Annotated in this window: 29 protein-coding genes and 1 tRNA gene; 28 read left to right on the top strand and 2 right to left on the bottom strand. The window is 50.2% G+C overall.

Annotated features, from left to right (window positions below):
- Nucleotides 1-21 precede the first annotated feature (21 nt).
- From fni to FGI41_RS06650, 8 genes are all read left to right on the top strand, one after another.
- Complete coding sequence (gene fni / locus FGI41_RS06685; protein ID WP_139489190.1) at nt 22-1077, top strand: type 2 isopentenyl-diphosphate Delta-isomerase; 1056 nt, start codon at nt 22-24, stop codon at nt 1075-1077.
- Between the two features lie 142 nt (nt 1078-1219).
- On the top strand, nt 1220-1873 hold the full coding sequence (locus FGI41_RS06680) for a YphA family membrane protein (protein ID WP_139489189.1): 654 nt from the start codon (nt 1220-1222) through the stop codon (nt 1871-1873).
- A 7-nt stretch (nt 1874-1880) separates the two neighbouring features.
- Nucleotides 1881-2789 carry a YIEGIA family protein gene (locus tag FGI41_RS06675; RefSeq protein WP_139489660.1) on the top strand — a complete coding sequence of 303 codons (909 nt, stop codon included), beginning with the start codon at nt 1881-1883 and terminating at the stop codon, nt 2787-2789.
- 1 nt (nt 2790) lies between these two features.
- A complete protein-coding gene (locus FGI41_RS06670) occupies nt 2791-2973 on the top strand; it encodes a capping complex subunit for YIEGIA (RefSeq protein WP_139489188.1) in 183 nt (60 codons plus the stop codon).
- A 64-nt stretch (nt 2974-3037) separates the two neighbouring features.
- Complete coding sequence (der, locus tag FGI41_RS06665) at nt 3038-4351, top strand: ribosome biogenesis GTPase Der (RefSeq protein WP_139489187.1); 1314 nt, start codon at nt 3038-3040, stop codon at nt 4349-4351.
- A gap of 13 nt (nt 4352-4364) precedes the next feature.
- Nucleotides 4365-4973, top strand: coding sequence for a glycerol-3-phosphate 1-O-acyltransferase PlsY (plsY, locus tag FGI41_RS06660; RefSeq protein ID WP_139489186.1), 609 nt, complete (start codon nt 4365-4367; stop codon nt 4971-4973).
- 16 nt (nt 4974-4989) lie between these two features.
- Nucleotides 4990-6033, top strand: a complete 1044-nt coding sequence (locus tag FGI41_RS06655) for an NAD(P)H-dependent glycerol-3-phosphate dehydrogenase (protein ID WP_139489185.1) — start codon at nt 4990-4992, stop codon at nt 6031-6033.
- Between the two features lie 59 nt (nt 6034-6092).
- The gene (locus tag FGI41_RS06650) at nt 6093-6362 is read left to right on the top strand and encodes a stage VI sporulation protein F (RefSeq protein WP_139489184.1); all 270 of its coding nucleotides are present in this window, start codon (nt 6093-6095) and stop codon (nt 6360-6362) included.
- 155 nt (nt 6363-6517) lie between these two features.
- Here FGI41_RS06650 and FGI41_RS06645 read toward each other — a convergent pair whose 3' ends face one another.
- Nucleotides 6518-7024, bottom strand: coding sequence for a hypothetical protein (locus FGI41_RS06645; RefSeq protein WP_139489183.1), 507 nt, complete (start codon nt 7022-7024; stop codon nt 6518-6520).
- Between the two features lie 128 nt (nt 7025-7152).
- On the opposite strand from FGI41_RS06645, the gene FGI41_RS06640 reads away from it, so the two are divergent.
- The 8 genes from FGI41_RS06640 (at nt 7153) to FGI41_RS06605 (ending at nt 12411) form a co-directional block, all read left to right on the top strand.
- Nucleotides 7153-7341: a DUF2768 family protein gene (locus FGI41_RS06640; protein WP_139489182.1), complete on the top strand. Its 189-nt coding sequence runs from the start codon at nt 7153-7155 to the stop codon at nt 7339-7341.
- Between the two features lie 15 nt (nt 7342-7356).
- Complete coding sequence (locus FGI41_RS06635; protein WP_139489181.1) at nt 7357-7656, top strand: 2Fe-2S iron-sulfur cluster-binding protein; 300 nt, start codon at nt 7357-7359, stop codon at nt 7654-7656.
- Nucleotides 7657-7669: 13 nt separating this feature from the next.
- Nucleotides 7670-8020 carry a 2Fe-2S iron-sulfur cluster-binding protein gene (locus tag FGI41_RS06630; protein ID WP_139489180.1) on the top strand — a complete coding sequence of 117 codons (351 nt, stop codon included), beginning with the start codon at nt 7670-7672 and terminating at the stop codon, nt 8018-8020.
- A 13-nt stretch (nt 8021-8033) separates the two neighbouring features.
- On the top strand, nt 8034-8762 hold the full coding sequence (locus FGI41_RS06625) for a YphF family lipoprotein (protein WP_139489179.1): 729 nt from the start codon (nt 8034-8036) through the stop codon (nt 8760-8762).
- A 230-nt stretch (nt 8763-8992) separates the two neighbouring features.
- Nucleotides 8993-10471, top strand: coding sequence for a stage IV sporulation protein A (gene spoIVA / locus FGI41_RS06620; protein WP_139489658.1), 1479 nt, complete (start codon nt 8993-8995; stop codon nt 10469-10471).
- Between the two features lie 234 nt (nt 10472-10705).
- Complete coding sequence (locus FGI41_RS06615) at nt 10706-10978, top strand: HU family DNA-binding protein (RefSeq protein WP_139489178.1); 273 nt, start codon at nt 10706-10708, stop codon at nt 10976-10978.
- Nucleotides 10979-11662: 684 nt separating this feature from the next.
- Nucleotides 11663-12226, top strand: coding sequence for a GTP cyclohydrolase I FolE (folE, locus tag FGI41_RS06610; RefSeq protein ID WP_139489177.1), 564 nt, complete (start codon nt 11663-11665; stop codon nt 12224-12226).
- 108 nt (nt 12227-12334) lie between these two features.
- Nucleotides 12335-12411, top strand: a tRNA-Pro gene (locus tag FGI41_RS06605).
- A 200-nt stretch (nt 12412-12611) separates the two neighbouring features.
- Here FGI41_RS06605 and FGI41_RS06600 read toward each other — a convergent pair.
- Nucleotides 12612-13409, bottom strand: a complete 798-nt coding sequence (locus tag FGI41_RS06600) for a DUF2935 domain-containing protein (RefSeq protein ID WP_139489176.1) — start codon at nt 13407-13409, stop codon at nt 12612-12614.
- Nucleotides 13410-13648: 239 nt separating this feature from the next.
- Here FGI41_RS06600 and FGI41_RS06595 point away from each other — a divergent pair, with 239 nt between their 5' ends.
- From FGI41_RS06595 to FGI41_RS24795, 12 genes are all read left to right on the top strand, one after another.
- Entirely contained in the window at nt 13649-14362 is a 714-nt protein-coding gene (locus tag FGI41_RS06595) for a lytic transglycosylase domain-containing protein (RefSeq protein WP_368656620.1), read from the top strand.
- 677 nt (nt 14363-15039) lie between these two features.
- Entirely contained in the window at nt 15040-15267 is a 228-nt protein-coding gene (gene mtrB, locus FGI41_RS06590) for a trp RNA-binding attenuation protein MtrB (RefSeq protein WP_139489175.1), read from the top strand.
- A gap of 110 nt (nt 15268-15377) precedes the next feature.
- On the top strand, nt 15378-15860 hold the full coding sequence (locus tag FGI41_RS06585) for a hypothetical protein (RefSeq protein WP_139489174.1): 483 nt from the start codon (nt 15378-15380) through the stop codon (nt 15858-15860).
- Between the two features lie 175 nt (nt 15861-16035).
- Entirely contained in the window at nt 16036-16812 is a 777-nt protein-coding gene (locus FGI41_RS06580; protein WP_139489654.1) for a heptaprenyl diphosphate synthase component 1, read from the top strand.
- Nucleotides 16813-16835: 23 nt separating this feature from the next.
- Complete coding sequence (locus FGI41_RS06575) at nt 16836-17537, top strand: demethylmenaquinone methyltransferase (protein WP_139489653.1); 702 nt, start codon at nt 16836-16838, stop codon at nt 17535-17537.
- A gap of 8 nt (nt 17538-17545) precedes the next feature.
- A complete protein-coding gene (locus FGI41_RS06570) occupies nt 17546-18412 on the top strand; it encodes a UbiA-like polyprenyltransferase (RefSeq protein WP_139489173.1) in 867 nt (288 codons plus the stop codon).
- Complete coding sequence (locus FGI41_RS06565; protein ID WP_139489172.1) at nt 18409-19026, top strand: UbiX family flavin prenyltransferase; 618 nt, start codon at nt 18409-18411, stop codon at nt 19024-19026. Before FGI41_RS06570 ends, FGI41_RS06565 begins: the two co-directional genes overlap by 4 nt.
- Complete coding sequence (locus tag FGI41_RS06560; RefSeq protein ID WP_139489171.1) at nt 19023-19880, top strand: menaquinone biosynthesis protein; 858 nt, start codon at nt 19023-19025, stop codon at nt 19878-19880. Before FGI41_RS06565 ends, FGI41_RS06560 begins: the two co-directional genes overlap by 4 nt.
- 18 nt (nt 19881-19898) lie before the next feature.
- Complete coding sequence (locus FGI41_RS06555) at nt 19899-20864, top strand: polyprenyl synthetase family protein (RefSeq protein WP_139489170.1); 966 nt, start codon at nt 19899-19901, stop codon at nt 20862-20864.
- Nucleotides 20865-20986: 122 nt separating this feature from the next.
- Nucleotides 20987-21430, top strand: coding sequence for a nucleoside-diphosphate kinase (gene ndk, locus FGI41_RS06550; protein WP_139489169.1), 444 nt, complete (start codon nt 20987-20989; stop codon nt 21428-21430).
- Between the two features lie 128 nt (nt 21431-21558).
- Complete coding sequence (locus tag FGI41_RS06545) at nt 21559-22338, top strand: CheR family methyltransferase (RefSeq protein WP_139489168.1); 780 nt, start codon at nt 21559-21561, stop codon at nt 22336-22338.
- Nucleotides 22339-22419: 81 nt separating this feature from the next.
- Nucleotides 22420-22587 carry a hypothetical protein gene (locus FGI41_RS24795; RefSeq protein ID WP_176560160.1) on the top strand — a complete coding sequence of 56 codons (168 nt, stop codon included), beginning with the start codon at nt 22420-22422 and terminating at the stop codon, nt 22585-22587.
- Nucleotides 22588-22656 lie beyond the last annotated feature (69 nt).

Below are 22656 nucleotides of genomic sequence, written 5' to 3'. Positions count from 1 at the left end.
CGCGAAAGGCAGGGAATACGGATGAGTCGCTCCCAGCGCAAATGGGATCACATCAAGTATGCATTAGCAACAGGACAAGCAGGGAATCAGGGCATGGATGACATCCGTTTCATCCCAAATGCACTATCCAATACGACTTACCATGACATAGATGTAACGACAACCTTACATACGCTTACCCTTCCTTCGCCGATCATCATCAATGCCATGACCGGCGGCTCTGCAGAGACAACCGAAGTGAACCGCAAGCTTGCTACCCTCGCACGGGAAAAAGGCTTGGCGATGGCGATCGGCTCACAGATGGCGGCCATCCGGGACCCGGAGCTGATAGGCAGCTATCGCGTTGTACGTCAGGAGAATCCCGACGGTCTCGTATTTACCAATCTGGGAGCAGAGGCGACGGTGGAGCAGGCCAAGCTTGCCGTGGACATGCTCGAAGCCGATGCGATGCAGATTCATCTGAATGTGATGCAAGAGCTGATCATGCCAGAGGGAGACCGTGATTTTACCGGATATTTGAAAAACATCGAACGGATTGTGCAATCACTTGAAGTGCCGGTGATCGTCAAAGAGGTCGGCTTTGGAATGAGCCGTCAAAGCATCCGGCAGCTGGGTGACGTAGGAGTGAAGATTATCGATGTCGGCGGCAAGGGCGGAACCAATTTTGCCTCGATTGAGAATCAGCGCAAGGATGAGCCGCTGTCGATGTTTGATGATTGGGGTTTGACCACGGTACAGAGTCTGCTGGAGGCTTCTGTGGCGGATGTGTCTGGAGTCTCGTTCTTGGCGACAGGCGGGATTCGCAATGGTCTGGAGGTGGCGAAGGCGCTGGCACTCGGCGCATCGGCGGCTGGCATGGCAGGTACCTTCCTGCGCGTGGTACAGACCCTGCCGATGGAGAGAGCGCTGGCTTTCGTCGATGGGCTGCACCACCAGCTGCGTGTAGCGATGACAGCATTGGGCGTGCGTACAGTGGCGGGACTTCAGCAAGCACCATTTACGATCCATGGAGATACGGAGGTGTGGCTGCGCCAGCGGGATATTGATTCCCGCAAGTTTTCACTGCGGGGGGAATAGGGCTTGGTTACAGAAGCCCTCGTTCTTTTTGCGGTTGGGACGGCCACGGTGAAATTTCATTTTCCTAGATCGTTATGAAAGCCATAGGAAAGAGGGATACTAGGGGTAGCACTTTTGCTAGAAAAATCAAGAGGAGTACCCCATGAACGAAGGTATTGTTGCGATCATTCTCCAATGGTCGATGCTGTGTCTGATCTGGATGGGCAGCCTGGATGGACCGTTGCGGCAGATTGGGCTTGGCAGGCGGTCAGCACTGGCTTTTGTGACCGCTTGGATCGTCTGTTCCTTTTCCAGTTGGCAGTTGTATTTTCTCCCCGTGCATGTCAATGTCGGCGGGGTGCTTGTACCGTTGCTGTTCGCCGGATGGTGCTGGGCAGCGGTACCGAAAAAACGGCGGATGCCTTTGTTGATCGCTACGTTTATGAGTGCGGTCATGGTGTTTGTCGTGCGTAAGATGCTATTCTTTGACCCGGTGCTTTTGGTGTTGGAGGATACGTTTCTGGTTCCGATTGTGGTGGTCGTGATTCTGTATGGCATGACCCGTAGCCGCCTGTATCACTTTTTCATGCTGTTGTTGGCACTGCCGCTCTCTGATGCGCTGTATATGCTGAGTTACTTGGATCAGCTGACAGACTTGGAGCTGGGCAGCGGACATGCGCAGGATATGTTCTGGCTGAGCTTTGCTCTCTGGGGAGTCGCCACAGTAGTGTGGCTGGTGGTATATCGGGGCGGGACTGCTGTTGGCCGGATGGCCGCGAATCTTCGGGTGCGTTCCAAAACAAATCCAAACAGGTGATGACATGCTGCTAAAAGAATTGTTTGCGAACGAGTACGTGATTCCCCTGATTTTCGGCTTTACCTTTGGGATCTTGACCAGATTGTATCTGCTTCGGACGGATTACCGTCAGTATCCCACTTATCCGCATGGCACGATGATCCATCTGGCGCTGGGGGCGATCGCCTCTGGGCTGGGCGCGGTTGCTGTGCCTTCGCTGTTGAAAGAAAACTATACCGCTGTTACCTTTTTATCATTGGCAGCCCAGCAGTTCCGTGATGTACGCAACATGGAGCGGACATCCTTGCAAGCGGTGGATGAGACAGAGCTGGTCCCACGCGGCAAAACCTATATCGAGGGGATTGCCCAGCTGTTTGAAGGGCGCAACTATCTCGTTATTTTATCATCAATGGTCACCACGCTCGCCACGGTGCTGTACAACTGGTGGGGTGGAGTGATTGCTGGTATTCTGACGGTGCTGATCGCGCGTCTTTTTAAATCAGGCAAAAACCTTGCTCACATCGTCTCGGTCGATCACGCTGAAGTACGGGTCGATGGACCAGACCTGTATGTAGGGGATATCTACATCATGAACGTAGGTTCCCGTGATGCCCAGCAGGTCATCCGTGAGTATGGGATGGGCTTTATCCTCACCCCGAAAAATATGAATGCCAATGTGACGATCTCCCACCCGGGACAGCGTCAGGCCCTGCTGCATGATGCTTCCACACAGCTTGGGGTCTATACCGACGAGGGAGAACCATCGCTTACCCCGCTCGCCAAGCGCGATATGAAGACAGGCCGCATCGGAGTGTTTCTGCTCCCGTTGATACAGGACAAGGAACAAGCCAAAGCAATTATCTGCAAAGTTCCGATCTTGGAGAGCACGGTCCGTATGCCGTCAGAAGCGCCGGTCAATCAGAGAGGGGGCAACTAGCATGGCTGCACAGATCATGGCGATTGTCACGATGGAAAAAGAAAATATAGCCGGGGGCGCCCCTATTTTTGCGGTGAAGTCCCCGGATGAATTGCAGAAGACCGCTTTTACCTTGGAAAAAATACTGGATGCCATGGTGCATCAGATCAATGAAAAAACGCTGGTCATTGTCCGCCATCGCTAGATTATGGTAAGATAGTGCGATGTGAAAATGAAAAACAGACATGAGAGAGAGTGAGTTGCATAATATGGGATTACCTGTTGTTGCGATTGTTGGACGCCCGAATGTAGGTAAGTCGACAATCTTTAACCGTTTGGTAGGAGAGCGTATCTCCATCGTTGAGGACAAGCCGGGCGTGACCCGTGACCGTATCTACAGTAAGGCAGAGTGGCTGGATCGTTGGTTCCACATCATCGACACCGGTGGATTGGAGTTCGGCGAACAAGACCAGATCCTGACCCAGATGCGTGTACAGGCGGAGCTGGCGATTGATGAAGCAGATGTTGTCATCTTGATCTGTGATGTCCGCACAGGGGTGACAGACGCGGATATGGACGTAGCACGTATGCTCAACCGTACGGGCAAACCAATCGTGCTTGCCGTCAACAAAGTCGACAACCCTGAGATGCGTAACGAAGTCTATGAATTTTATCAGTTGGGGGTAGGTGATCCATTCCCGATTTCCGGAAGCCACGGTTTGGGTCTTGGTGACATGCTCGACGCTGTCATTTCTTATTTCCCGCAGCCGGAAGAAGTACCGGAAGAAGACGAAACAATCCGCATCAGCATTATCGGCCGTCCGAATGTCGGCAAATCCTCCTTGACCAATGCCCTGCTTGGCGAAGAGCGCGTTATCGTCTCTGATGTAGCGGGTACGACCCGTGATGCGATTGACACCCCATTTGAACGCGATGGTCAGGAATATGTCCTGATCGACACGGCTGGTATGCGGAAAAAAGGGAAAGTGTACGAGTCTATCGAAAAATACAGTGTAATGCGCGCCCTCAAAGCGATCGAGGAATCTGACGTTGTCCTGATGGTGATCAACGGCGAGGAAGGCATCATCGAACACGACAAAAAAATCGCCGGATATGCGCATGAAGCGGGGAAAGGTGTCATCATCATCGTCAACAAATGGGATGCCGTCGAGAAAGACGACAAAACCATGAACCGTTTCACTGAGCTGATCCGCACCGAGTTCAAGTATTTGAGCTATGCACCGATTCTCTATGTATCAGCCAAAACCAAACAGCGCGTACATACGATCTTGCCGAAAGTCAACGAAGTGGCGGAGGCCCACACTATGCGTGTCAACACATCTGTGCTCAATGACCTGATCACCGATGCGACCATCATCACACCACCACCGTCTGACAAAGGCAAGCGTCTGCGCATCAACTACGCGACACAGGCAGCGGTAAAGCCGCCTACCTTTATCATGTTTGTCAATGATCCAGAGCTGATGCACTTTTCCTATGAGCGCTACCTAGAGAATAAAATTCGTGAAGCGTTCGTCTTTGAGGGGACACCGATCCGCATTCTGACTCGCCAGAAAACATAGGGGAGAGAGTAATATGGCATTGATTTTCTCGTTAGTGATTGCGTACCTGCTGGGGTCTATCAGCTTCAGCTATTTTATCGGGAAAAAAGTAGCCAATATCGACATTCGTAAGCACGGCAGCGGGAATGCCGGTGCTACCAACACCTTGCGAGTCCTGGGAAAAGGGCCCGCTATTCTGGTGCTTGTTTTGGACGCATTAAAAGCAGTGGTCGCCATGCTGATCACCCACTGGATCACCGGTGGCGACCCGCTTGCTTACGCACTTGCTGGAATCTTTGCGATTATTGGACATAACTGGCCCATCTTCTTTGGATTCCGTGGCGGGAAGGGGATCGCGACTGCGATTGGAGTCGTAATCGCGATTTCTCCATCGGCCTTTATCGCAGCGGCCATCCTGGCTGTGCTCGCGATTGCCATCACCCGTTATGTCTCACTGGGTTCGCTGATTTTCGTCACCGCTGTACCGCTTGGCTTCGTTTATTTTGACGTTCATCCGGCCACGATTTGGGTCAGTTTGTTGATTACGATTTTTGCTTATGTCCGCCATTATCAAAACATTATCAATCTCATCCAAGGAAAAGAGCGAAAATTAGGGGATCAATCGGGCAGAAATTTACGTTGAGCGGAGGAGAAAGCTATTGAGTAAACAAGTGGCCGTTATTGGTGCCGGCAGTTGGGGAACCGCACTCGCTTCTGTACTGGCAGCCAACCATCATCAAGTCACGATCTGGGTCCGTGACCCGAAGCTGGCTCACGAGATTAACACCACACACACCAACCATAAATATCTGCCGGATGTCACCTTGTCACCGTTGATCCGCGCAGAAACCGATATGCAGCAGGTCGTGACCGGCAAAAAAATCGTGCTGATCGTCGTCCCATCCCAGGCGATGAGAGACGTGACCCGTATGCTTGCTCCGTATGTGGAGCCGGACGTGATCCTGATTCATGCGACCAAGGGCTTTGAGATTGAGAGCCTCAAGCGCATGTCTGAGGTGATCAGCGAAGAGGTTACGCCTGAGATGGCTGAGCGTCTCGTCGTCCTGACCGGGCCCAGCCATGCTGAAGAGGTCGTCCGCAAATCACCGACCACGATCGTCGTCTCGTCTGCTTCTGAGGAGAGCATGATGCAGGCACAGGACGTACTGATGAATCCGTATTTCCGTGTCTACACCAATCCTGATACCGTCGGAGCAGAAATTGCAGGCGCACTCAAAAACATCATTGCTCTTGGTGCCGGAATGTCTGACGGTCTTGGATTTGGCGATAATGCCAAGGCTGCGTTAATCACCCGTGGTCTTGCTGAGATCGGTCGTCTTGGCGTGAAGCTGGGGGCTAATCCGCTTACGTTTGCCGGGCTGGCTGGGGTAGGGGATTTGATCGTGACCTGCACGAGCAAGCACAGCCGCAACTGGCGCACAGGCTATATGCTCGGACAAGGCAAGAAGCTTGATGAGGTGCTCCAGCAGATGGGCATGGTCGTCGAAGGTGTCCGTACCACTCAAGCGGCCTATGCGCTCTCCACACGTGAAGATGTAGAGCTGCCGATCACCAAGATGCTGTATCAGGTCTTATTCGAGGGCAAAGACCCGCGTCAAGGCGTGGAAGAGCTGATGGGGCGTGGCCGTACCTTCGAGATGGAAGATATCGTACGCGCACAAAATAACTTTTACACGTTTTAGCACAACCCTTCATACATTAGGGAAGAACGCCTAATGGGCTCATGAAGGAGGAGTGCAGCATGTTTAACAAAAACACGCGCGGTTTGTTTGACAAGCTCAAAGGAAAAATGGGGAATCTTGATGAGGGACAACTCCGGTCGCTGGCGGGTTCTGTCAACAAGAATGATCTTTTGCAGGACGAAAACAAGCTTCGTCAGATTATCAAGACGCTGGCGGGCTTAAGCGGCAAGAGCCTGACTGCCGATCAAGAGAACAAAATCGTCGAGATGTTTAAGAACAATGAAATCAATCCGAACGATTTGTCATCTTTATCCAAATTCCTCAAATAGCCTGCACGTACAAGCGGTAGAAATGGGCGATGATGTCGGTTGCGCCCCTTCCGCATGCCACATAGAGTAAGACTAGGAACAATCATGGCTCTACAGGGACATGGTCGTTACAGTTCACTCCAAGTTGAATACGAAATGAAAAAAAGAGGGTGTAATCAACCCTCTTTTTTTCGTGTGCTGTTGTTGGTGGAAGCGCCGAGATTTTGATTCAGCAGGTTTTGAACCAGTGGGGACTGAAGCAGACTCATCAGTTGATTCAGGTCGATGTTGTTGAGCAGATTGCCGACACGGTTGGCGGTATCATCGTCCTGATCATCATCTAGCAGCTCATCCGTGACAGGGCCGCGTCCGGTGGATTTGGCAGCTTTGAGCGAAGGGCGTCCGACGCCGAGCGACTCGATCATCTGCATAGCCCCGTGCAGAGTGTCCATGGTCTCTTCCATCTGGCGGATTGTACTGCCGATTCCTTTGAGGTTGTTACGTACCCACGAGACGGAGGAGCGCAGGTCGACAGGGACCAGCCGGGACGTGGCAGGTGGTCTTTTTTGAGCGGCCTGTGGTGTCAGGGCAACAGACGCTTTGGGAGCTTGAGTGGCTTGAGCCGGTTTGGATTTTTTTACGATAGAAGCATAAGGATTCCGCCATTTACGATTTTGTACCATAACATGTACCCCCTCTGGGCGATAGTCGGTCTTGATATCCTATGTCGATGTTCAAAAATGGGTTCGTGTCCCGATCAAATGTGCTATAATAAAATTCTAAATCAAGCGAGTAAAGGTGCTGTTGCAAGATGGTTCTTGATCCAATGACCAAAATGAATATTTCGCTTTTGGCGATCTTTTTTATGTTTGTATGTAACTTTTTGATGCTTTTTGCTCGCAAATTGCAAAACAAACTGTTCAGCTTTTTATTGAAAACGGTAGCAGCGATCCTGCTCGTCGCCACGTTTGTGATGATTATCATCGTATTGTTCGCGTAAAAGGAGAGGGCCAACATGAGACCCATCGTACTGAACACCTATGAAGGAACACACCACGTACAGGCGGAAGTAAACCAAACCATCGTCGAAGTGGCGAAGCAAAATAAAGTCCGCTGGGGACATGCCTGCACCCGTGGTATTTGTGCCCAATGCCGGACCAAAGTGGTCAAGGGAGCGGAAGCGCTTAACCCGATCACCAAAGAAGAAAAGCTCCGTCTGCGCAAAGAGGAGCGGCAAAACGGCTTTCGCCTCGGTTGCCAGATCCGTGTCACCGAGGAAGAGGGCGAGATCGAGTTGACACACAGTCCGTACTGATGGGAGGTCTCCAATGGCCAAAATAACGTTTCAACCCAGAGGCAAAGTTGTACAAGCCCGTGCCGGCCAGACGCTTCTCAGCCTCTCCCGTGCCGCGCGTGTCATCATCCCACAGCGCTGCGACGGACAAGCGTCCTGCCTAATGTGTAAGGTGAAGATCGAGCGGGGCAGTGTCACACCGGTGAGTGAGGTCGAGGAGCGCAAGCTGAGCGAAAAAGAGCTGGCTCAGGGCCTCAGGCTGGCCTGTCAGACCAAGGTGACCAACCAGGATTGCGTCGTCCGCATCCCGGAAAGCCGCTTCAAATCAGTGGTGCAAGCCGCCTTGGAGCGTCAAAGACAAGAGGAAGAAGAAGGTTTTTTCTAGGAGGAGTAGCTTCATGAAACGTTTTGCCAGACAAATCCGCCTGGTGCTTGTGCTGGGCATCCTTTCTACCTTGCTGGGCGGGTGTCTGTACCCCAATGAACGGCGCGGGGAGAACCAGATCCCGCATGAGACCTATGTCGAGATGACCCAGACTGCTATTGAAAAATTCCAGGCAGACACCGGAATTCTGCCGATCGTGACAAGAGACGTCAACACACCGTTTTTTGAAAAATACGAGATTGATTTTAACAAGTTGACCCCCAAATACTTGCCGGACGCACCCGCGAACGCATTTGAAAAAGGCGGTCTGTTCAAGTATGTACTGATCGATGTCGAGACCAAGCCACTGGTGAAGCTGATCGATCTGGGTACGGTCAGCACCGTGCGTGAGGTGCAGCAGGCCGTCAGCAACTACATCGAGTTCCACCAAGAATTGCCGATCGATAAAGACCTCGGCAACGGCTACTACACGATCAAGCTGGACAAAATCAGCCTCGCCAGCCGTCATAAGCAGGTGGAGAGCTTTTATACCCATCAGCTCAACTCCTACATCATGAACGCAAAAGGGGAGGTGGGTATCGACTACGCAAGCGATCTCGCTACCTTGATCCGCGAGAATAAGCTAGAGATCCCAAAAGACACCGACCCGCGTTATGTGGTAGCCCGCAACTCTTTCTTTGTGCCGATCAAATCCTTCCCGTACAAGATGGAGAACGGCGAACCAGTTTTAATGAAATTATAAAAAAATGGAATAAACCTGATGACTCCCTGCATATATAAGCGGTGGAGTTATTTTTTTGCCATTTTGTTTGCGAGAAGAAAGATTTTTGTTCTATCAACCAGACCTGTACATATATTTATACTGTCCACGAGAACTTGTACGAAGCTTCTCACAAATCCCTAAGACAAGAGGGATAAACCGAAAAAAAAAGCCATAGGATGAAGATAGACAAATAAAGGAGGTTTTCGATGGTGGAAAAGATCGACATTTTCAAAGACATTGCGGAGCGTACAGGTGGTGATATCTATCTGGGTATCGTAGGCCCTGTGCGTACAGGTAAATCTACGTTCATCAAACGCTTCATGGAGCAGGCGGTCATCCCGAACATTGCCTCCGAAGCAGACCGCATCCGCGCGGTAGATGAGCTTCCGCAAAGCGCTTCCGGCAGAACGATCATGACGACCGAGCCGAAATTCGTGCCAAACCAAGCCGTACAGCTCAACGTCACAGACGGGCTCAACATCAATGTCCGCCTCGTTGACTGCGTCGGCTACACGGTTGATGGGGCGAAGGGCTTTGAGGACGAGAACGGACCTCGCATGGTCAACACGCCTTGGTACGAGGAGCCAGTGCCTTTCATGGAGGCGGCTGAGGTAGGGACCCGTAAAGTCATCCAAGAGCATTCCACCATCGGAATCGTGGTCACCACCGACGGCTCCATCGCAGAAATCCCGCGTGCCGGCTACATCGATGCCGAAGAGCGTGTAGTCAACGAGCTCAAAGAGGTAGGCAAACCATTCGTCATCCTGATCAACTCCACCCGCCCACGCTCTGAAGAGGCTCAATCCCTTCGCGGTGAATTACAGGAAAAGTATGACGTACCAGTCGTCGCACTCTCCGCTGACTCCATGACAGAGCCGGAAGTGATGATGATCCTGCGTGAAGTGCTCTTCGAATTCCCGGTACATGAAGTCAACGTCAACCTCCCAAGCTGGGTCATGGTGCTGGAGAGCGGTCACTGGCTGCGCCAAAACTATGAAGAATCTGTCCGCGAGACTGTTAAAGATATCCGTCGTCTGCGCGATGTGGACCGCGTAGTTGGACACTTTAACGATTACGATTTCGTAGAACGTGCAGGACTCGCCGGGATGGATATGGGTCAAGGGATTGCAGAGATCGACCTGCATGCACCTGACCACCTCTATGATCAAATCCTGATGGAGATCGTCGGCGTCGAAATCGCCGGAAAAGACCATCTGCTCAAAATCATGCAAGAGTTCGCTCATGCGAAGAAAGAATACGATCAAGTGGCAGAAGCACTCCACATGGTCAGAAGCACCGGATACGGCATCGCAGCACCATCGCTGCATGAGATGACCTTGGACGAACCAGAAATGATCCGCCAAGGCCCACGCTTCGGTGTCCGCCTGAAAGCGACTGCACCATCCATCCACATGATCCGCGTCGACGTCGAGTCCGAGTTCGCACCGATCATTGGTACGGAGAAACAGTCCGAAGAGCTGGTACGCTACCTGATGCAAGACTTCGATAAAGATCCGCTGGCGATCTGGAACTCAGACATCTTCGGACGCTCTCTCCACTCCATCGTCCGCGAAGGCATCCAGGCCAAAATCACTATGATGCCTGACAATGCGCGCTACAAACTGCAAGAGACTTTGGGCCGCATTATCAATGAAGGTTCAGGTGGACTGATTGCGATCATCCTCTAATTTTGCTCAGAAAGACCTAAATATTGAGGACTTGTCCAAAAGACTTCTAGGGAACTAGGGGTCTTTTTTCTTATTTCATAAGGGTTTGCACATGAAAGTGCTTGAATTTAAAGGGTTCGTGTATTACTATAAAGCTTGTCAGAACGGTAATTTCAGCCATTCAACGTATAAAAACGACACGATCTGTATAGACAAACTAATACAAGAACTTCTTTGAGGGGAGGTGAACAAAACATGAACAAAACAGACCTTATCGCAAAAGTGGCAGAAACCACCGAACTCACCAAGAAGGATGCTACAAAAGCAGTTGATGCTGTTCTTGATGCTATCGCTGAAGCTCTCAAAGACGGCGAGAAAGTTCAATTGATCGGCTTTGGTAACTTCGAGGTGCGTGAACGCGCAGCCCGTAAAGGCCGTAACCCACAAACCGGTGAAGAAATCGAGATCGCTTCCAGCAAGATCCCAGCTTTCAAACCAGGTAAACAGCTTAAGGATTCCATCAAGTAATCATATTTGGTGCTACGCCTTACATAGAAAGCCCGCTGTCCGTTATGGATGGCGGGTTTTTTGGTTGGGGAGTTGGGTATCACTTGTCGGGGTACGATTAACAATCCCGCAAGGGAGTGAAGACTGCCCGCTGCGAAAGCTGCAAAGAGAGGACGGGTCAAAAATTTTACGGAAGTGAATTCAAACGTAGCGTTTGCCCCTGAAAGCGCCTCTCTTTGCATCTTCCTCCGCTAGGAGGATTGTTAAAAGACCCCGACAAGTGATACCCAACTCTGGAATGGGGGGAGTGGGCCGACTCAGGGAAGCATTTTAAGAGAAAAAGACTCCCCCGAGCCTGCTTTCACCCATTCTCCCTCCAAACCGTGTGGAGAGAGGCGGGGCTGGTTGGGACACCGTCCTCTTTGAGACCCTACCCAGCGAAGAAAGGAGCATGGGGAAACGCTTTTAGGGGCAAACGCTCCGCTTGAATCCGCTTCTCCGGAAATTTTGACCCTATTTCTCCATGCTCCTTTCGGAGCGGCCAGTACAATCCCCCTCGCGGGGTCTCAACAAGGCGATGCCCCAACCAGCCCCGCCTCTCTCCCGCACAACACCCCCCACAACACATTTTAGTTTTGAAATTTCAGGGGCATTATGGTAATATGGGTCTTGTTTCTTTTGGCAGGTTTGAGGAGGGTTAGATAGATGAGTGTTGATCATGAAAAACTCAAAACGGCAGTCCGTATGATTTTAGAAGCGGTTGGGGAAGACCCGGATCGTGAAGGCTTGCTTGATACACCAAAACGGGTTGCAAAAATGTATCAAGAAGCATTCGAAGGTATGCATGTTAACGAAGAGACATACTTTGAAACCATTTTCAGTGAAGATCACGAAGAGATGGTACTGGTCAAAGATATTCCGTTTTACTCCATGTGTGAACATCACCTGGTTCCGTTCTTTGGCGTCGCACATGTTGCATACATACCACAAGGCGGTCGTGTCGTTGGTCTGAGTAAATTGGCCCGCGCTGTTGAGACTGTATCACGCCGTCCGCAATTGCAAGAGCGCATTACTTCTACAGTGGCGAATGCGATCATGAAGAAGCTGCAACCATCTGGTGTAGTGGTCGTACTCGAAGCAGAACATATGTGCATGACGATGCGCGGTGTGAAGAAGCCGGGTGCCAAAACAGTTACCTCTGCGGTTCGTGGTATCTTTGAAAACGATGCAATGGCGCGCGCAGAAGTATTCAGCTTAATCAAGTATTAAGAGAGAAGCCCATCCTTATTTGAGAGGAGGGCTTTTTTACATTTCCAGTGATTTACCAAGGAAATATTGACTTGGAAAAAACCTTTTATTATAATGATAAACAGACGTCGGGATGTGGCGCAGCCCGGTAGCGCGCACCCTTGGGGTGGGTGAGGTCCAGGGTTCAAATCCCTGCATTCCGACCATTTATTCAGAAGAACGTGTTAGGAACGATGCACGGATTACATGAATGAATCTAACATTAGGAAATAATATCTCGTGGGTTCGCTTGCAATTTGGATGTAAGAATACGCCACTACAATGATGACGCTTCTCATTTTGGTATCCCTTCAATGAGAGGTGTTTTTATTTTTTTGTAATAGCAAGCGAACTGGCTTTTACTGACTTAGCATCCCTTCGTTCTTTGTAATGAGGCTTCAAACATGTCGAGGATCTCTAGGAATCTGGAGGCTTCACGGAAAACATGGTCTGCAAGCAGGGGAGGAATAAGGCTCTTGATGCGGCAGGCTTCAATCAGTTCATGGGCCGTCTTTTTAAAGTCGCGCAGCTGTTTAACCGAGACCTTATTCTGATCAACAAACTGATCCAGCAACGGAACGGTTTGTGATTCGGGGCGCATGGAATCTAAATCAATGGCATTGAACAAAAGCTGATCAAAGTCATGACTGAATTCTTTTGCCTGTTCGACCAATTTCCGTTCGGACGGATCAAGTAAATGACCGATAAACTTGGTATGATCTGCCATGATACGAAGGAAAAAAACATTTTCGTTGATGATAGCGTCTGGCAGTGGATCGAGTGTGCCTGAGTTGAGTTGTTCCAAGCGATTCATAAAGTAAGCGGCTTCCCGGCTGATGTGATCAACTAAGAGAGGGAAGTTATTCCCACCAATCTGGCATGATATGATCAAACCTAATATTTTTCTTTTAAAAGCCCATATTTGACAAACAGCAGTATGGACATTGGAGTTGAAACGAGCCATGAATTGTGGGTCCAGATCGGTTGGAAAAGAGAGGGCCTGGTTTTCGATCTCTTCAAACAGTGCATAAAAACGGTCAGCTTCTTGAATTAATTGTGTATCGTCATAATTAAATCCAAGTTTTAAAAATAGAGAATGTTCCTTCATAATTCGTGACCAAAAGCGAATTTCATCCAGTGATCGTGCGACGAAAGCATCTGACATGGGTTCTCCTCCTGAAATCTATTGATCTGCTATTCAAGTTATGCAGGCAGATACACAGGGGATATTGACTTTTGATTCGTTAGCAAAATTTCCTTGTTGAGGCCTTTCGTTCGCACAGAACAAGTGGCTGAACGATCATGATTTTATTGTTTACCAAAAAACTGGGGCTTGGCGGGAATTGCGTGCCCAGATTATAATGAAAACGCAGAAAATATCGGATGAAACGGGTTGAACATAAGATGAGCATGGATTCACGCATCCTTTCGCTGATTCAAAATAATCCGAAGCTGTACGGAGCCGTCAGCAGCTTGTCTGGCTCAGAGAACCAACAGCTTGCGGGTACGACAGAAGAAGCCTTTAATCAACTGTTGGAAGCGGAGCTGGGCAAACTCCAGACGGTCATGTCTGCTGAAGAGGTATTAGCTGATCTGGACGGTTCACCAGAGGCGATGGTCAACACATCCCGCCGCAAAACGGTTGAAAGCTATGCCGGTGAGATGACAGCCGCTTACCGTACCCCGCTGGAAAACGAAGAGACAGCACCGGTTGGCCGCTCACAGATCCTCACTACCATCCAACAAGTCGCACAGCGCTATGGAGTAAATCCGAAGCTGGTTCAGGAAGTGGTTCGTGCTGAGTCCAATTTCAACCCGAACGCCACTTCCCATGCAGGGGCCAAGGGACTGATGCAGCTGATGGACGGAACAGCCCGCTCCCTGCAGGTCAATAACTCATACGACCCTGTACAGAATCTGACAGGTGGAACCAAGTACCTCAGCCAACTGCTGAACCGCTACGATGGCAATGTCAAGGTCGCACTGGCAGCCTACAATGCAGGCCCAGGCCGGATTGACCGTCTGGATATCGACACCGATGCAGAGCTGGAGATGAAGATCCAACAGCTCCCGCGTGAGACTCAAAACTACGTGAAAAAGATTACGGGACGATTGTAGGTCAGAACGGGGTTTAGTTAACGCTGTTCTGTTAACCGAATCGTCAATCGAGTACGAAAAAATGCACTAGTAAAAGTGAAAGAAAATCAGCGATAGCATAATCACGAAAGCCACCATTTTGGATGCTTCTAAACAGCCAAAAAGTGGCTTTTTTCTTTGTGTCATTTTCTTTTCCTTCATATTATTACCATCATTATGAACGTTGTCTTCGGCTGTCTTGGGTCAGGGGCTGGACAAGACTCCTGAGCGAGCTTTTTAGCCAATCCCACCCAGCTTCGATAGGAGCATGGGGGAGACGCTTTCAGGGGCAAACTCTCCGTTTGATTAACTTCTTCGAAATTTTTTGACCTGTTCCCCCATGCTCCTTTCAGAGCGTACAGTCAATCATCCTGGCGGAATGGCTAAGTAGTGAGCGAAGGAGTCCAGTCCAGCCACTGACCCAACCACGCACGTAACCAGGTGCATAAATCCCCCACCCCCGTACAATCTATAACCAAGAGGTGACTGATCATGAATAAATCAAAAACCCTGATCTTTTTGTGGATACTCCCTGTTGTCCTGCTTTATGGAATTGCTTACCTGTTCTACCTTGCCTTCATGTAAGCTATATATTGACAGGCCCAGCCTTTCTGGGACATAGTTAAGTGTAGTTCTACATAACAAGAGGGGGAACCGGTTTGGAAAACAATCAGCACCACCATGACTTTTTTGTGATTAAAGCAAAAGAAAATGGTGTTCACGTGATTGGGTTGACGCGCGGTACGGATACACGCTTCCACCATACGGAGAAGCTGGACAAAGGCGAAGTAATGCTCGCTCAGTTCACCGAACACACATCCGCGATCAAAGTACGCGGCAAAGCAGTGATTTTTACTCGCCACGGTGTCGTGGATACGGACGAGTAACCATTTGCGGTCACATAAAAAAATAAAACAGCGCTGACTTGGTGCAGCATGAGAGAAGCAGGCATACCCTGCTTTTTTTCTTTGTACAATGAGGTAAGGAGGGATGTCAGATGACCCGTTCTTTTGTGGCCGGGATTGCTGCATCAGTTGGACTTGCGTTGGCGCTGTCGATTGTGCCGTCTGTGACGATGAACGGACAGGAAAAAGATATGCCAACCTTTCAAGCGATGCCATCTTTTGACTTGAGTGAACATAATGTAGCCGATTTGTTTACATCGACCCGAACCCATTATAATATTAAGCGTGTGAAGTGGCAGGAGAATACCCTGCTTGTTGAAGTGCGTCTGCAACAGGGAGAAGTGCCTGACCGCAGGCAGTTGTACGAAGATGCTTACACGCTTGCATACCACTCCTTTTCCCGAACCCGTAACGTTTCGCATCTGACCTACCGCGTAACGGTCGGGGATGCGCATCTTATGTCTATGGACGCGGACCGGCCCGCTGATTTCAAATGGACCCCTCCCAAGCAAGTGGACAACATCGAAGATGCGGTACAGCAACGTTTTACCGTACGAAAAGAAGCGCAATTTTAGCAAAGAAATTATTCCCCTAAGCAAAAGTATGGTATACTTTAGGGCGACACTTAAAAAAGCTCCCATCCGCGTCACAATTGGTAATACTAGAGGGAGGACCGCTTTATTGGAGGAGGCATAAGAAGCTTTGGATAGCGCACCATTCCTAGACGACTTCAGAGAAATATTGGAACACATGACACAAGTGATCTCCCAACCATACGTTCAGGAATACGTGGATGTTCCCGCTGTGGCAGAGAATCGCCTTGCCTTGCTGTATTTCTTTTTGCGGGAGACCGGCTTCACGAAGGAGCGGGCTAAAGTCTACTGCGTAACAACAGGTCTGGTACAACTTGGTCTTGACACCCATGAGATGGTGAAAATCCAGTACGACGAGTCGTTGGTCGCCGAACGGAACCGTCAATTGTCCGTACTGGCTGGCGATTACTATAGCAGTTATTACTATCACTTGCTGGCAGAAGCAGGGGAGATCGAAGCGATTGCGGTCTTGGCTCAGGCGATCCAAGAGGTGAACGAAGCCAAGATGAAGCTCTATCTGGCGAAGACGTCCAACCAGCTCTCGCTTGAGAATTACCTCTCTTTACGCAAGACGATTGACACCGCCTTGTACCTGTCCGTGGTACAAGCTCATGTCAAGAATGGCGAGGAAAGCCGTTTTTGGACCAACCTGATTGAACAGACGACCGCATTTGAACAGATGATCGCAGAATGGGAACAACTCAGATGGCAACAGCAGGTCCCTTTTGGCTTCTCCCAGTTTTTGTTACAGAAGCCCGGCTCCACGCTTGCCAATGTGATTGATTCAATCGAGGCAAAAGTGATGGAGCTTCTGTCTGTTTGCGAACAATTAATCATCAATTTGAATCCTACAGAGAAACAGACGGGATTGGCATGGGTGACATCCCGCTATTCCCATCGAGTCAAACGCTTGAAGCGCGCTGAGGAGATGTAGAACCGTTGAGGAACCAAGAGCAAATGCAGAAAGCCAAGTACGTCCATTCGGTGTTTGAAAGCATCGCTGATGAATATGACCGCATGAACAATGTGATCAGCTTCGGCAGTCACGTAGCTTGGCGCAACTACACGATGAAACAGTTGAACGTTAAACCAGGGGACAAATGCATCGACGTAGCCTGCGGGACGTGTGATTGGACCATTAGCCTGGCCAGAGCGGTGGGGAGCAATGGACAGGTAGTGGGACTTGATTTCAGTCAAAACATGCTGGATGTTGGGGCGTACAAGGTCTCCAAAGAGGGACTTGGCGGTACCATCAAGCTGGTCAACGGCGATGCAATGAAGCTGCCGTATGAAGACAACACCTTTGATTTTGCCACGATCGGCTTTGCCCTGCGCAATGTGCCTGACGTGCAGACCGTATTGAACGAGATGGCCCGCGTGGTGAAGCCAGGCGGTAAAGTGGTATCCCTCGAAGTGTCCAAGCCACCATTCATTCCGTACCGGAAGCTCTTTTACCTGTATTTTTACAACGTCCTGCCGATGATCGCGAAGATGGTTGTAGACAAGTATGAACAATATGCCTGGTTGCCGCAGTCGCTCACCAATTTCCCAGACAGCAAAGAACTGGCAGGGATGTTCCAAAAGGCGGGGCTTGATCCTGTACAAGTGAAACTGTTCTTGGGCGGCGTATCGGCACTTCATATCGGGACGAAGAAGTAGGTGTAAACATGATTAATAAAATTAAAATTATCCTAGAGATGATCAAGTTTGAGCACTCGATTTTTGCGTTGCCGTTTGCTTTTATGGGGGCGGTATTGGGAAGTATCGTGGTCGAAGGCACATGGCCGACCTGGTCGGAGATTTTCTGGGTAATCGTAGCGATGGTCGGGGCGAGAAGTGCAGCGATGTCGCTCAACCGCCTTATCGACCGTTTCATCGACGCGAAGAACCCAAGAACAGCCACCCGTGCGATTCCGGCTGGTCTTCTCTCTGCGTTGGAAGTGGTTGCTTTTATCGTTGTATCATTTGCGGCACTCTTCTATGCAGCGTTCCAGCTCAATGATCTTGCAGTCAAGTTGTTACCGCTTGCAGTGTTCGTCCTCATCCTTTATTCCTACACCAAACGCTTTACGTGGTTGTGCCATTTTGTCCTCGGTGTGGCGATTGGATTTGGTCCGTTGGGCGGCTGGGTAGCTACCACAGGTCAAATCGATACGACAGCGATGCTGTTGTTCCTCTCCGTCGTACTGTGGACAGCAGGCTTTGATATCATCTATGCGTGCCAAGATGCTGATTTTGACCGTCAGGCAGGATTGTTCTCCGTACCGAGCCGTTTTGGGATTGCCAATGCGCTCCTGATCGCCCGTGGATGTCATATCCTGACCATCATCGGTCTGTTTAGCCTGTATCTGTATGCGTCTTTGTCTATCTGGTTCCTGATTGGTGTAATCGTCTCCGCTGTGATTCTGGTGTATGAGCATTCCTTGGTCAAGCCAAACGACCTGTCCAAGCTGGATATGGCGTTTTTCAACATGAACGGTGTATTGAGCGTCGTGATGTTTGTCTTCACGATGATCGATCTGGTGTTCCTATGAGCAGCGGCAAAAAGCTGGCAGTAGGAATTACCGGAGCAAGCGGAGCGATTTATGGTGTCCGTCTGGTACAGGAACTGCTAAAAGGCGGGCATACGGTTCATCTGATGGTGACCGAAGCGGGCTGGCAGGTGTTTCACGACGAGCTGGACTGGTCGGTGGAAGCACCTGAAGACCGTGAAGCATTTTTGCAGGATAAGCTGAGGGGCGACTCCAGTGGTGAATTGTTCTACTGGCACCAGCGCAACTTCAACTGTCCGGCGGCGAGTGGCTCGTATCGGAGTGACGGTATGGTGATCATGCCGTGCTCCATGGGTACGCTCTCAGGGATAGCCCACGGGGCGTCCGGCAACCTGATGGAGCGTGTCGCAGACGTCATGCTCAAGGAAGGCCGCAAGCTGATTATTGTACCGCGTGAAACACCGCTCAATGCGATTCATTTGGAAAATATGCTGACATTAAGCCGTATCGGAGCGCGTATCGTGCCAGCCATGCCAGGCTTTTATCAACGTCCACAGACGCTTGATGACATCGTGAATTTCGTCGTTGGCAAAACCCTGGATCAGCTGGACATCCCTCATACGCTTTTCCGACGCTGGGGGGACACAAGCGAATGAGTCAAAAAGCCTTGAAAATCGGACAGATCTCGTATACCAACACACTTCCAGTCACCTACTATTTCGATCAAGAGCGCTTTCGTGACCAGGTTGACTTCATTGAGCAAGTTCCAGCCCAACTCAATCTGGCGATGTCCCGTGGCGAAATCCACATCGGGCCAATCTCCGCTTTCAGTTATGCCGAGCATGCGGATTCTTATCTGGTTCTGCCGGACTTGTCCGTAAGCGCCAAGCGCCGTGTAGGCTCTCTCTTCATTTTTAGCAAAAAGCCGATTGAGGAGCTGGATGGAGCGCGTGTAGCCCTGACCAACACGTCAGCCACATCGATTAATCTGACCAAAATTATTTTGCAAAAGTTTCACGGTCATACTGTTACCTATGACATGTGCGCGCCCGTCCTTGCCGATATGATGAAGGATCATGAGGTCGCTGTACTGATCGGTGACGAGGCCTTGCTTGCATATCGCAACAACAAAGAGTACCATGTATATGATCTGGGAGAACTCTGGAACGACTTTACAGGGTACCCGTTGACCACAGCATTGTGGACCGTGCGAAAGGATGCACTCGCCGAACATGCTGATCTGGTCGCACAGATCCATACCGAATTTCTGGCCAGCAAACAAAAAAGCATGCAGAGTCTAGATGATATCGTCCGTCATTGCCAAGGGCATTTTGGCGGTGATGAAGAGACGTGGACCGCTTATTTCCGCGGTCTGGGCTATGACCTGTCCCCGGTTCAGATCGAAGGACTGGAATACTTTTTTGCCTGTGCCGCCGAGCTGGGTCTCTTAGCAGGACCGGTAAAAGTGGTTCAGTGGGAAGCAGGGGCCAAAGCAACCCCAACTACGTAAACGAATCAGGTGGAACGGATGAACCTTGTCGATATTTACGCCGAATTTCAATCAGATATTCAATTCATTGAGCGGGAGCTGGAGCGGGCGATTGATCCACAGAACGTAGAGCTGCATCAATCCTCGACCCACCTGCTCAAAGCAGGGGGCAAGCGGATTCGTCCGGTTTTTGTCCTGCTCGCGGGTCAACTGGGTCAGTATGATCTGACCAAGCTGTCCTATGTGGCGGTTCCGCTTGAGCTGATCCACATGGCGACACTGGTTCACGATGACGTAGTTGACGACGCTGATAAGCGCCGCGGCAAAGATACCGTCCGGGCCAAATGGGACAACCGTGTGGCGATGTATACGGGCGATTATATTTTGGGTAAAGCGCTGATGGTCGCTACCGAATTGAAAAATCCGGAGATTCACCGGATTCTCTCCAAAGCCATCGTGGAGATGTGCAAAGGGGAGATCGAGCAGGTACGCGACCTGAACAATTGGGATCAGGGTCTGCGTACGTACCTGCGCCGTATCAAGCGCAAGACAGCCCTTCTCATCGCGATCAGCTGCCAGCTTGGAGCGATTGCGGCCGACGCTGAGCCTGAGATTGTGAGACGCATGTACCGTTTTGGCTACAATGCCGGGATGGCGTTTCAGGTGCGGGATGATATTTTAGACTTCACCGGTACAGAGCAGCAGCTCGGCAAGCCGGCGGGAAGCGACCTGCGCCAAGGTAACATCACACTGCCTGCCCTCTACAGCGCATTTGTAGGAGCGGACCGTGAACGTTTTCAGAAGTGGATTAAAGAAGGAACGGTCGATGATCATATCGACGAGGCGATTGCACTGATCCGCGCAGGTGAGGGGATCGAGTTCGCCCGTCAGGTGGCTGACCGTTATATCAACCTGGCTAAGGATGCTCTGGCCGATCTGCCGGAGACCACAACCAAGCGATCTCTCTTAGAAATCGCCAATTTTATCGGTGCACGCAATTTTTAATTGAATTTTTACGTGTTTAGAGTTGCTTGCTTGTCCTATCTTTGATAAAATTTTCGTTGGTTGTCCAAAAGGTTTTCATCACAGAAAGCCTAATACATAAGAGCTAATTGGAGGCATCACTCATGGAAAGAACATTTATCATGGTTAAGCCAGACGGCGTACAACGTAACCTGACCGGTGAAATCGTTGCTCGTTTCGAGAAAAAAGGTTTCAAACTTGCAGGTGCGAAACTCATGAACGTATCCCGTGAACTCGCAGAAGAGCACTACGGTGAGCACAAAGAGCGTCCTTTCTTCGGCGAACTCGTTGACTTCATCACTTCCGGCCCAGTTTTTGCAATGGTATGGGAAGGTGCGAACGTAATCGCAACTGCTCGTAACATGATGGGTAAAACCAACCCAGCTGACGCTGCACCTGGCACCATCCGTGGCGACTTCGCAGTATCCGTTGGCATGAACATCATCCACGGTTCTGACTCCCCTGAGTCTGCAGCTCGTGAAATCGGTCTCTGGTTCAACGAGTCCGAAGTGCTTTCTTTCGATAAAACAATCCAACGCTGGATTTAATTTTGACGAAAAAGGGAAAAGACCTCGTAGTGGGGTCTTTTTCTTTTTGTTTTTGATCTTTCCTGGCAGGAATCGAAAGCCCCGATAGCGAATGGAAATTCAGTCAACGAAGGAGGCTTTGTGTACCGATGGAAGATAAAGACTTTCTCCAATTTATAGCAAGCATCAAGAAAAAGACGGGCATTGACCTCGCCCTTTACAAAGAAGCACAGATGAAGCGCCGTCTCACCTCGCTTCGCCTGAAACGCGGGTACAACACCTTTGCCGCCTATTTTGAGGCGTTGAGCAAAGATCAGGAGCTCTTTTATGAATTCCTGGACCGCATGACGATCAACGTCTCTGAATTTTTCCGCAATCCAAGCCGATGGGATGTTCTGGAGAAAAAAATCATGCCTCGCCTGCACCGCGAATCGCGCCGCCTAAAAATCTGGAGTGCGGCCTGCTCAACAGGGGAGGAGCCTTATACACTGACATTGCTTCTGCTCAAAATGGGGCTTTTGCGCGACGCGAGCATTATGGCGACCGACATCGACGAAGGGGCCATCGCCAAGGCCAAGCAGGGCGTCTATACGGACCGTTCCCTGCAGGATTGTCCGAAAGACCTCCTGACCAAATATTTTGCCAAAGACGGGATCACCTACCGGATCTCACAAGACGTGAAGAACGCCGTCACGTTCAAAAAGCAGAATCTGCTGGCTGATCCGTTCGAGAGTGGCTTCGATCTCATCGTCTGCCGCAACGTCATGATCTATTTCACCGAGGAAGCCAAGCATGAGCTGTACCAGAAGTTCAGCCGTGCACTTCGCCCGGGTGGTGTCTTGTTCGTCGGCAGCACTGAACAGATTTTTCAACCGCAACAGTATAATTTCGAAGCAGAAGATACCTTCTTTTATAAAAAAATGGGGTAATTTGGTGAGTGCCCATGTATATCCTCCTGAGAATTTTCCAAAAATAAGCATATAAGAGAATGCTTAAGGAGGCATAAATACATGGACAAAGCAAAAGTGATTGAAGCATACCGCCGTGGACTTATCACCTTGCAAGAGTGCGGGCAGATTCTGGGCGCAGAAAAAAGTCAGATGGATGACCTCGTATCAGTGGATGTTCGAAGCCGTCCACTGCACCCAAATCCGTTCGCTGTCGCGGACAACGCATAAACCAAGTAGCTCGAATCGGGTGCTTCTCTTTCGCTGGAGAAGCATTTTGTTTTTGTTTATGGTTTTCAT

This window comes from Brevibacillus dissolubilis, assembly GCF_006170445.1.
Lineage (GTDB): Bacteria > Bacillota > Bacilli > Brevibacillales > Brevibacillaceae > Brevibacillus_B > Brevibacillus_B dissolubilis.
This window is presented reverse-complemented; position numbering and strand designations above follow the sequence as displayed.

Bases quoted from the DNA above. Each gene is read 5' to 3' on its own strand.
- fni (WP_139489190.1), top strand. From the start codon at position 22: ATGAGTCGCTCCCAGCGCAAATGGGATCACATCAAGTATGCATTAGCA.
- FGI41_RS06680 (WP_139489189.1), top strand. From the start codon at position 1,220: ATGAACGAAGGTATTGTTGCGATCATTCTCCAATGGTCGATGCTGTGT.
- FGI41_RS06670 (WP_139489188.1), top strand. From the start codon at position 2,791: ATGGCTGCACAGATCATGGCGATTGTCACGATGGAAAAAGAAAATATA.
- der (WP_139489187.1), top strand. From the start codon at position 3,038: ATGGGATTACCTGTTGTTGCGATTGTTGGACGCCCGAATGTAGGTAAG.
- plsY (WP_139489186.1), top strand. From the start codon at position 4,365: ATGGCATTGATTTTCTCGTTAGTGATTGCGTACCTGCTGGGGTCTATC.
- FGI41_RS06650 (WP_139489184.1), top strand. From the start codon at position 6,093: ATGTTTAACAAAAACACGCGCGGTTTGTTTGACAAGCTCAAAGGAAAA.
- FGI41_RS06645 (WP_139489183.1), bottom strand. From the start codon at position 7,024: ATGGTACAAAATCGTAAATGGCGGAATCCTTATGCTTCTATCGTAAAA.
- FGI41_RS06640 (WP_139489182.1), top strand. From the start codon at position 7,153: ATGGTTCTTGATCCAATGACCAAAATGAATATTTCGCTTTTGGCGATC.
- FGI41_RS06635 (WP_139489181.1), top strand. From the start codon at position 7,357: ATGAGACCCATCGTACTGAACACCTATGAAGGAACACACCACGTACAG.
- FGI41_RS06630 (WP_139489180.1), top strand. From the start codon at position 7,670: ATGGCCAAAATAACGTTTCAACCCAGAGGCAAAGTTGTACAAGCCCGT.
- FGI41_RS06625 (WP_139489179.1), top strand. From the start codon at position 8,034: ATGAAACGTTTTGCCAGACAAATCCGCCTGGTGCTTGTGCTGGGCATC.
- FGI41_RS06615 (WP_139489178.1), top strand. From the start codon at position 10,706: ATGAACAAAACAGACCTTATCGCAAAAGTGGCAGAAACCACCGAACTC.
- folE (WP_139489177.1), top strand. From the start codon at position 11,663: ATGAGTGTTGATCATGAAAAACTCAAAACGGCAGTCCGTATGATTTTA.
- FGI41_RS06600 (WP_139489176.1), bottom strand. From the start codon at position 13,409: ATGTCAGATGCTTTCGTCGCACGATCACTGGATGAAATTCGCTTTTGG.
- FGI41_RS06595 (WP_368656620.1), top strand. From the start codon at position 13,649: ATGAGCATGGATTCACGCATCCTTTCGCTGATTCAAAATAATCCGAAG.
- FGI41_RS06585 (WP_139489174.1), top strand. From the start codon at position 15,378: ATGACCCGTTCTTTTGTGGCCGGGATTGCTGCATCAGTTGGACTTGCG.
- FGI41_RS06580 (WP_139489654.1), top strand. From the start codon at position 16,036: ATGACACAAGTGATCTCCCAACCATACGTTCAGGAATACGTGGATGTT.
- FGI41_RS06575 (WP_139489653.1), top strand. From the start codon at position 16,836: ATGCAGAAAGCCAAGTACGTCCATTCGGTGTTTGAAAGCATCGCTGAT.
- FGI41_RS06570 (WP_139489173.1), top strand. From the start codon at position 17,546: ATGATTAATAAAATTAAAATTATCCTAGAGATGATCAAGTTTGAGCAC.
- FGI41_RS06565 (WP_139489172.1), top strand. From the start codon at position 18,409: ATGAGCAGCGGCAAAAAGCTGGCAGTAGGAATTACCGGAGCAAGCGGA.
- FGI41_RS06560 (WP_139489171.1), top strand. From the start codon at position 19,023: ATGAGTCAAAAAGCCTTGAAAATCGGACAGATCTCGTATACCAACACA.
- FGI41_RS06555 (WP_139489170.1), top strand. From the start codon at position 19,899: ATGAACCTTGTCGATATTTACGCCGAATTTCAATCAGATATTCAATTC.
- ndk (WP_139489169.1), top strand. From the start codon at position 20,987: ATGGAAAGAACATTTATCATGGTTAAGCCAGACGGCGTACAACGTAAC.
- FGI41_RS06545 (WP_139489168.1), top strand. From the start codon at position 21,559: ATGGAAGATAAAGACTTTCTCCAATTTATAGCAAGCATCAAGAAAAAG.
- FGI41_RS24795 (WP_176560160.1), top strand. From the start codon at position 22,420: ATGGACAAAGCAAAAGTGATTGAAGCATACCGCCGTGGACTTATCACC.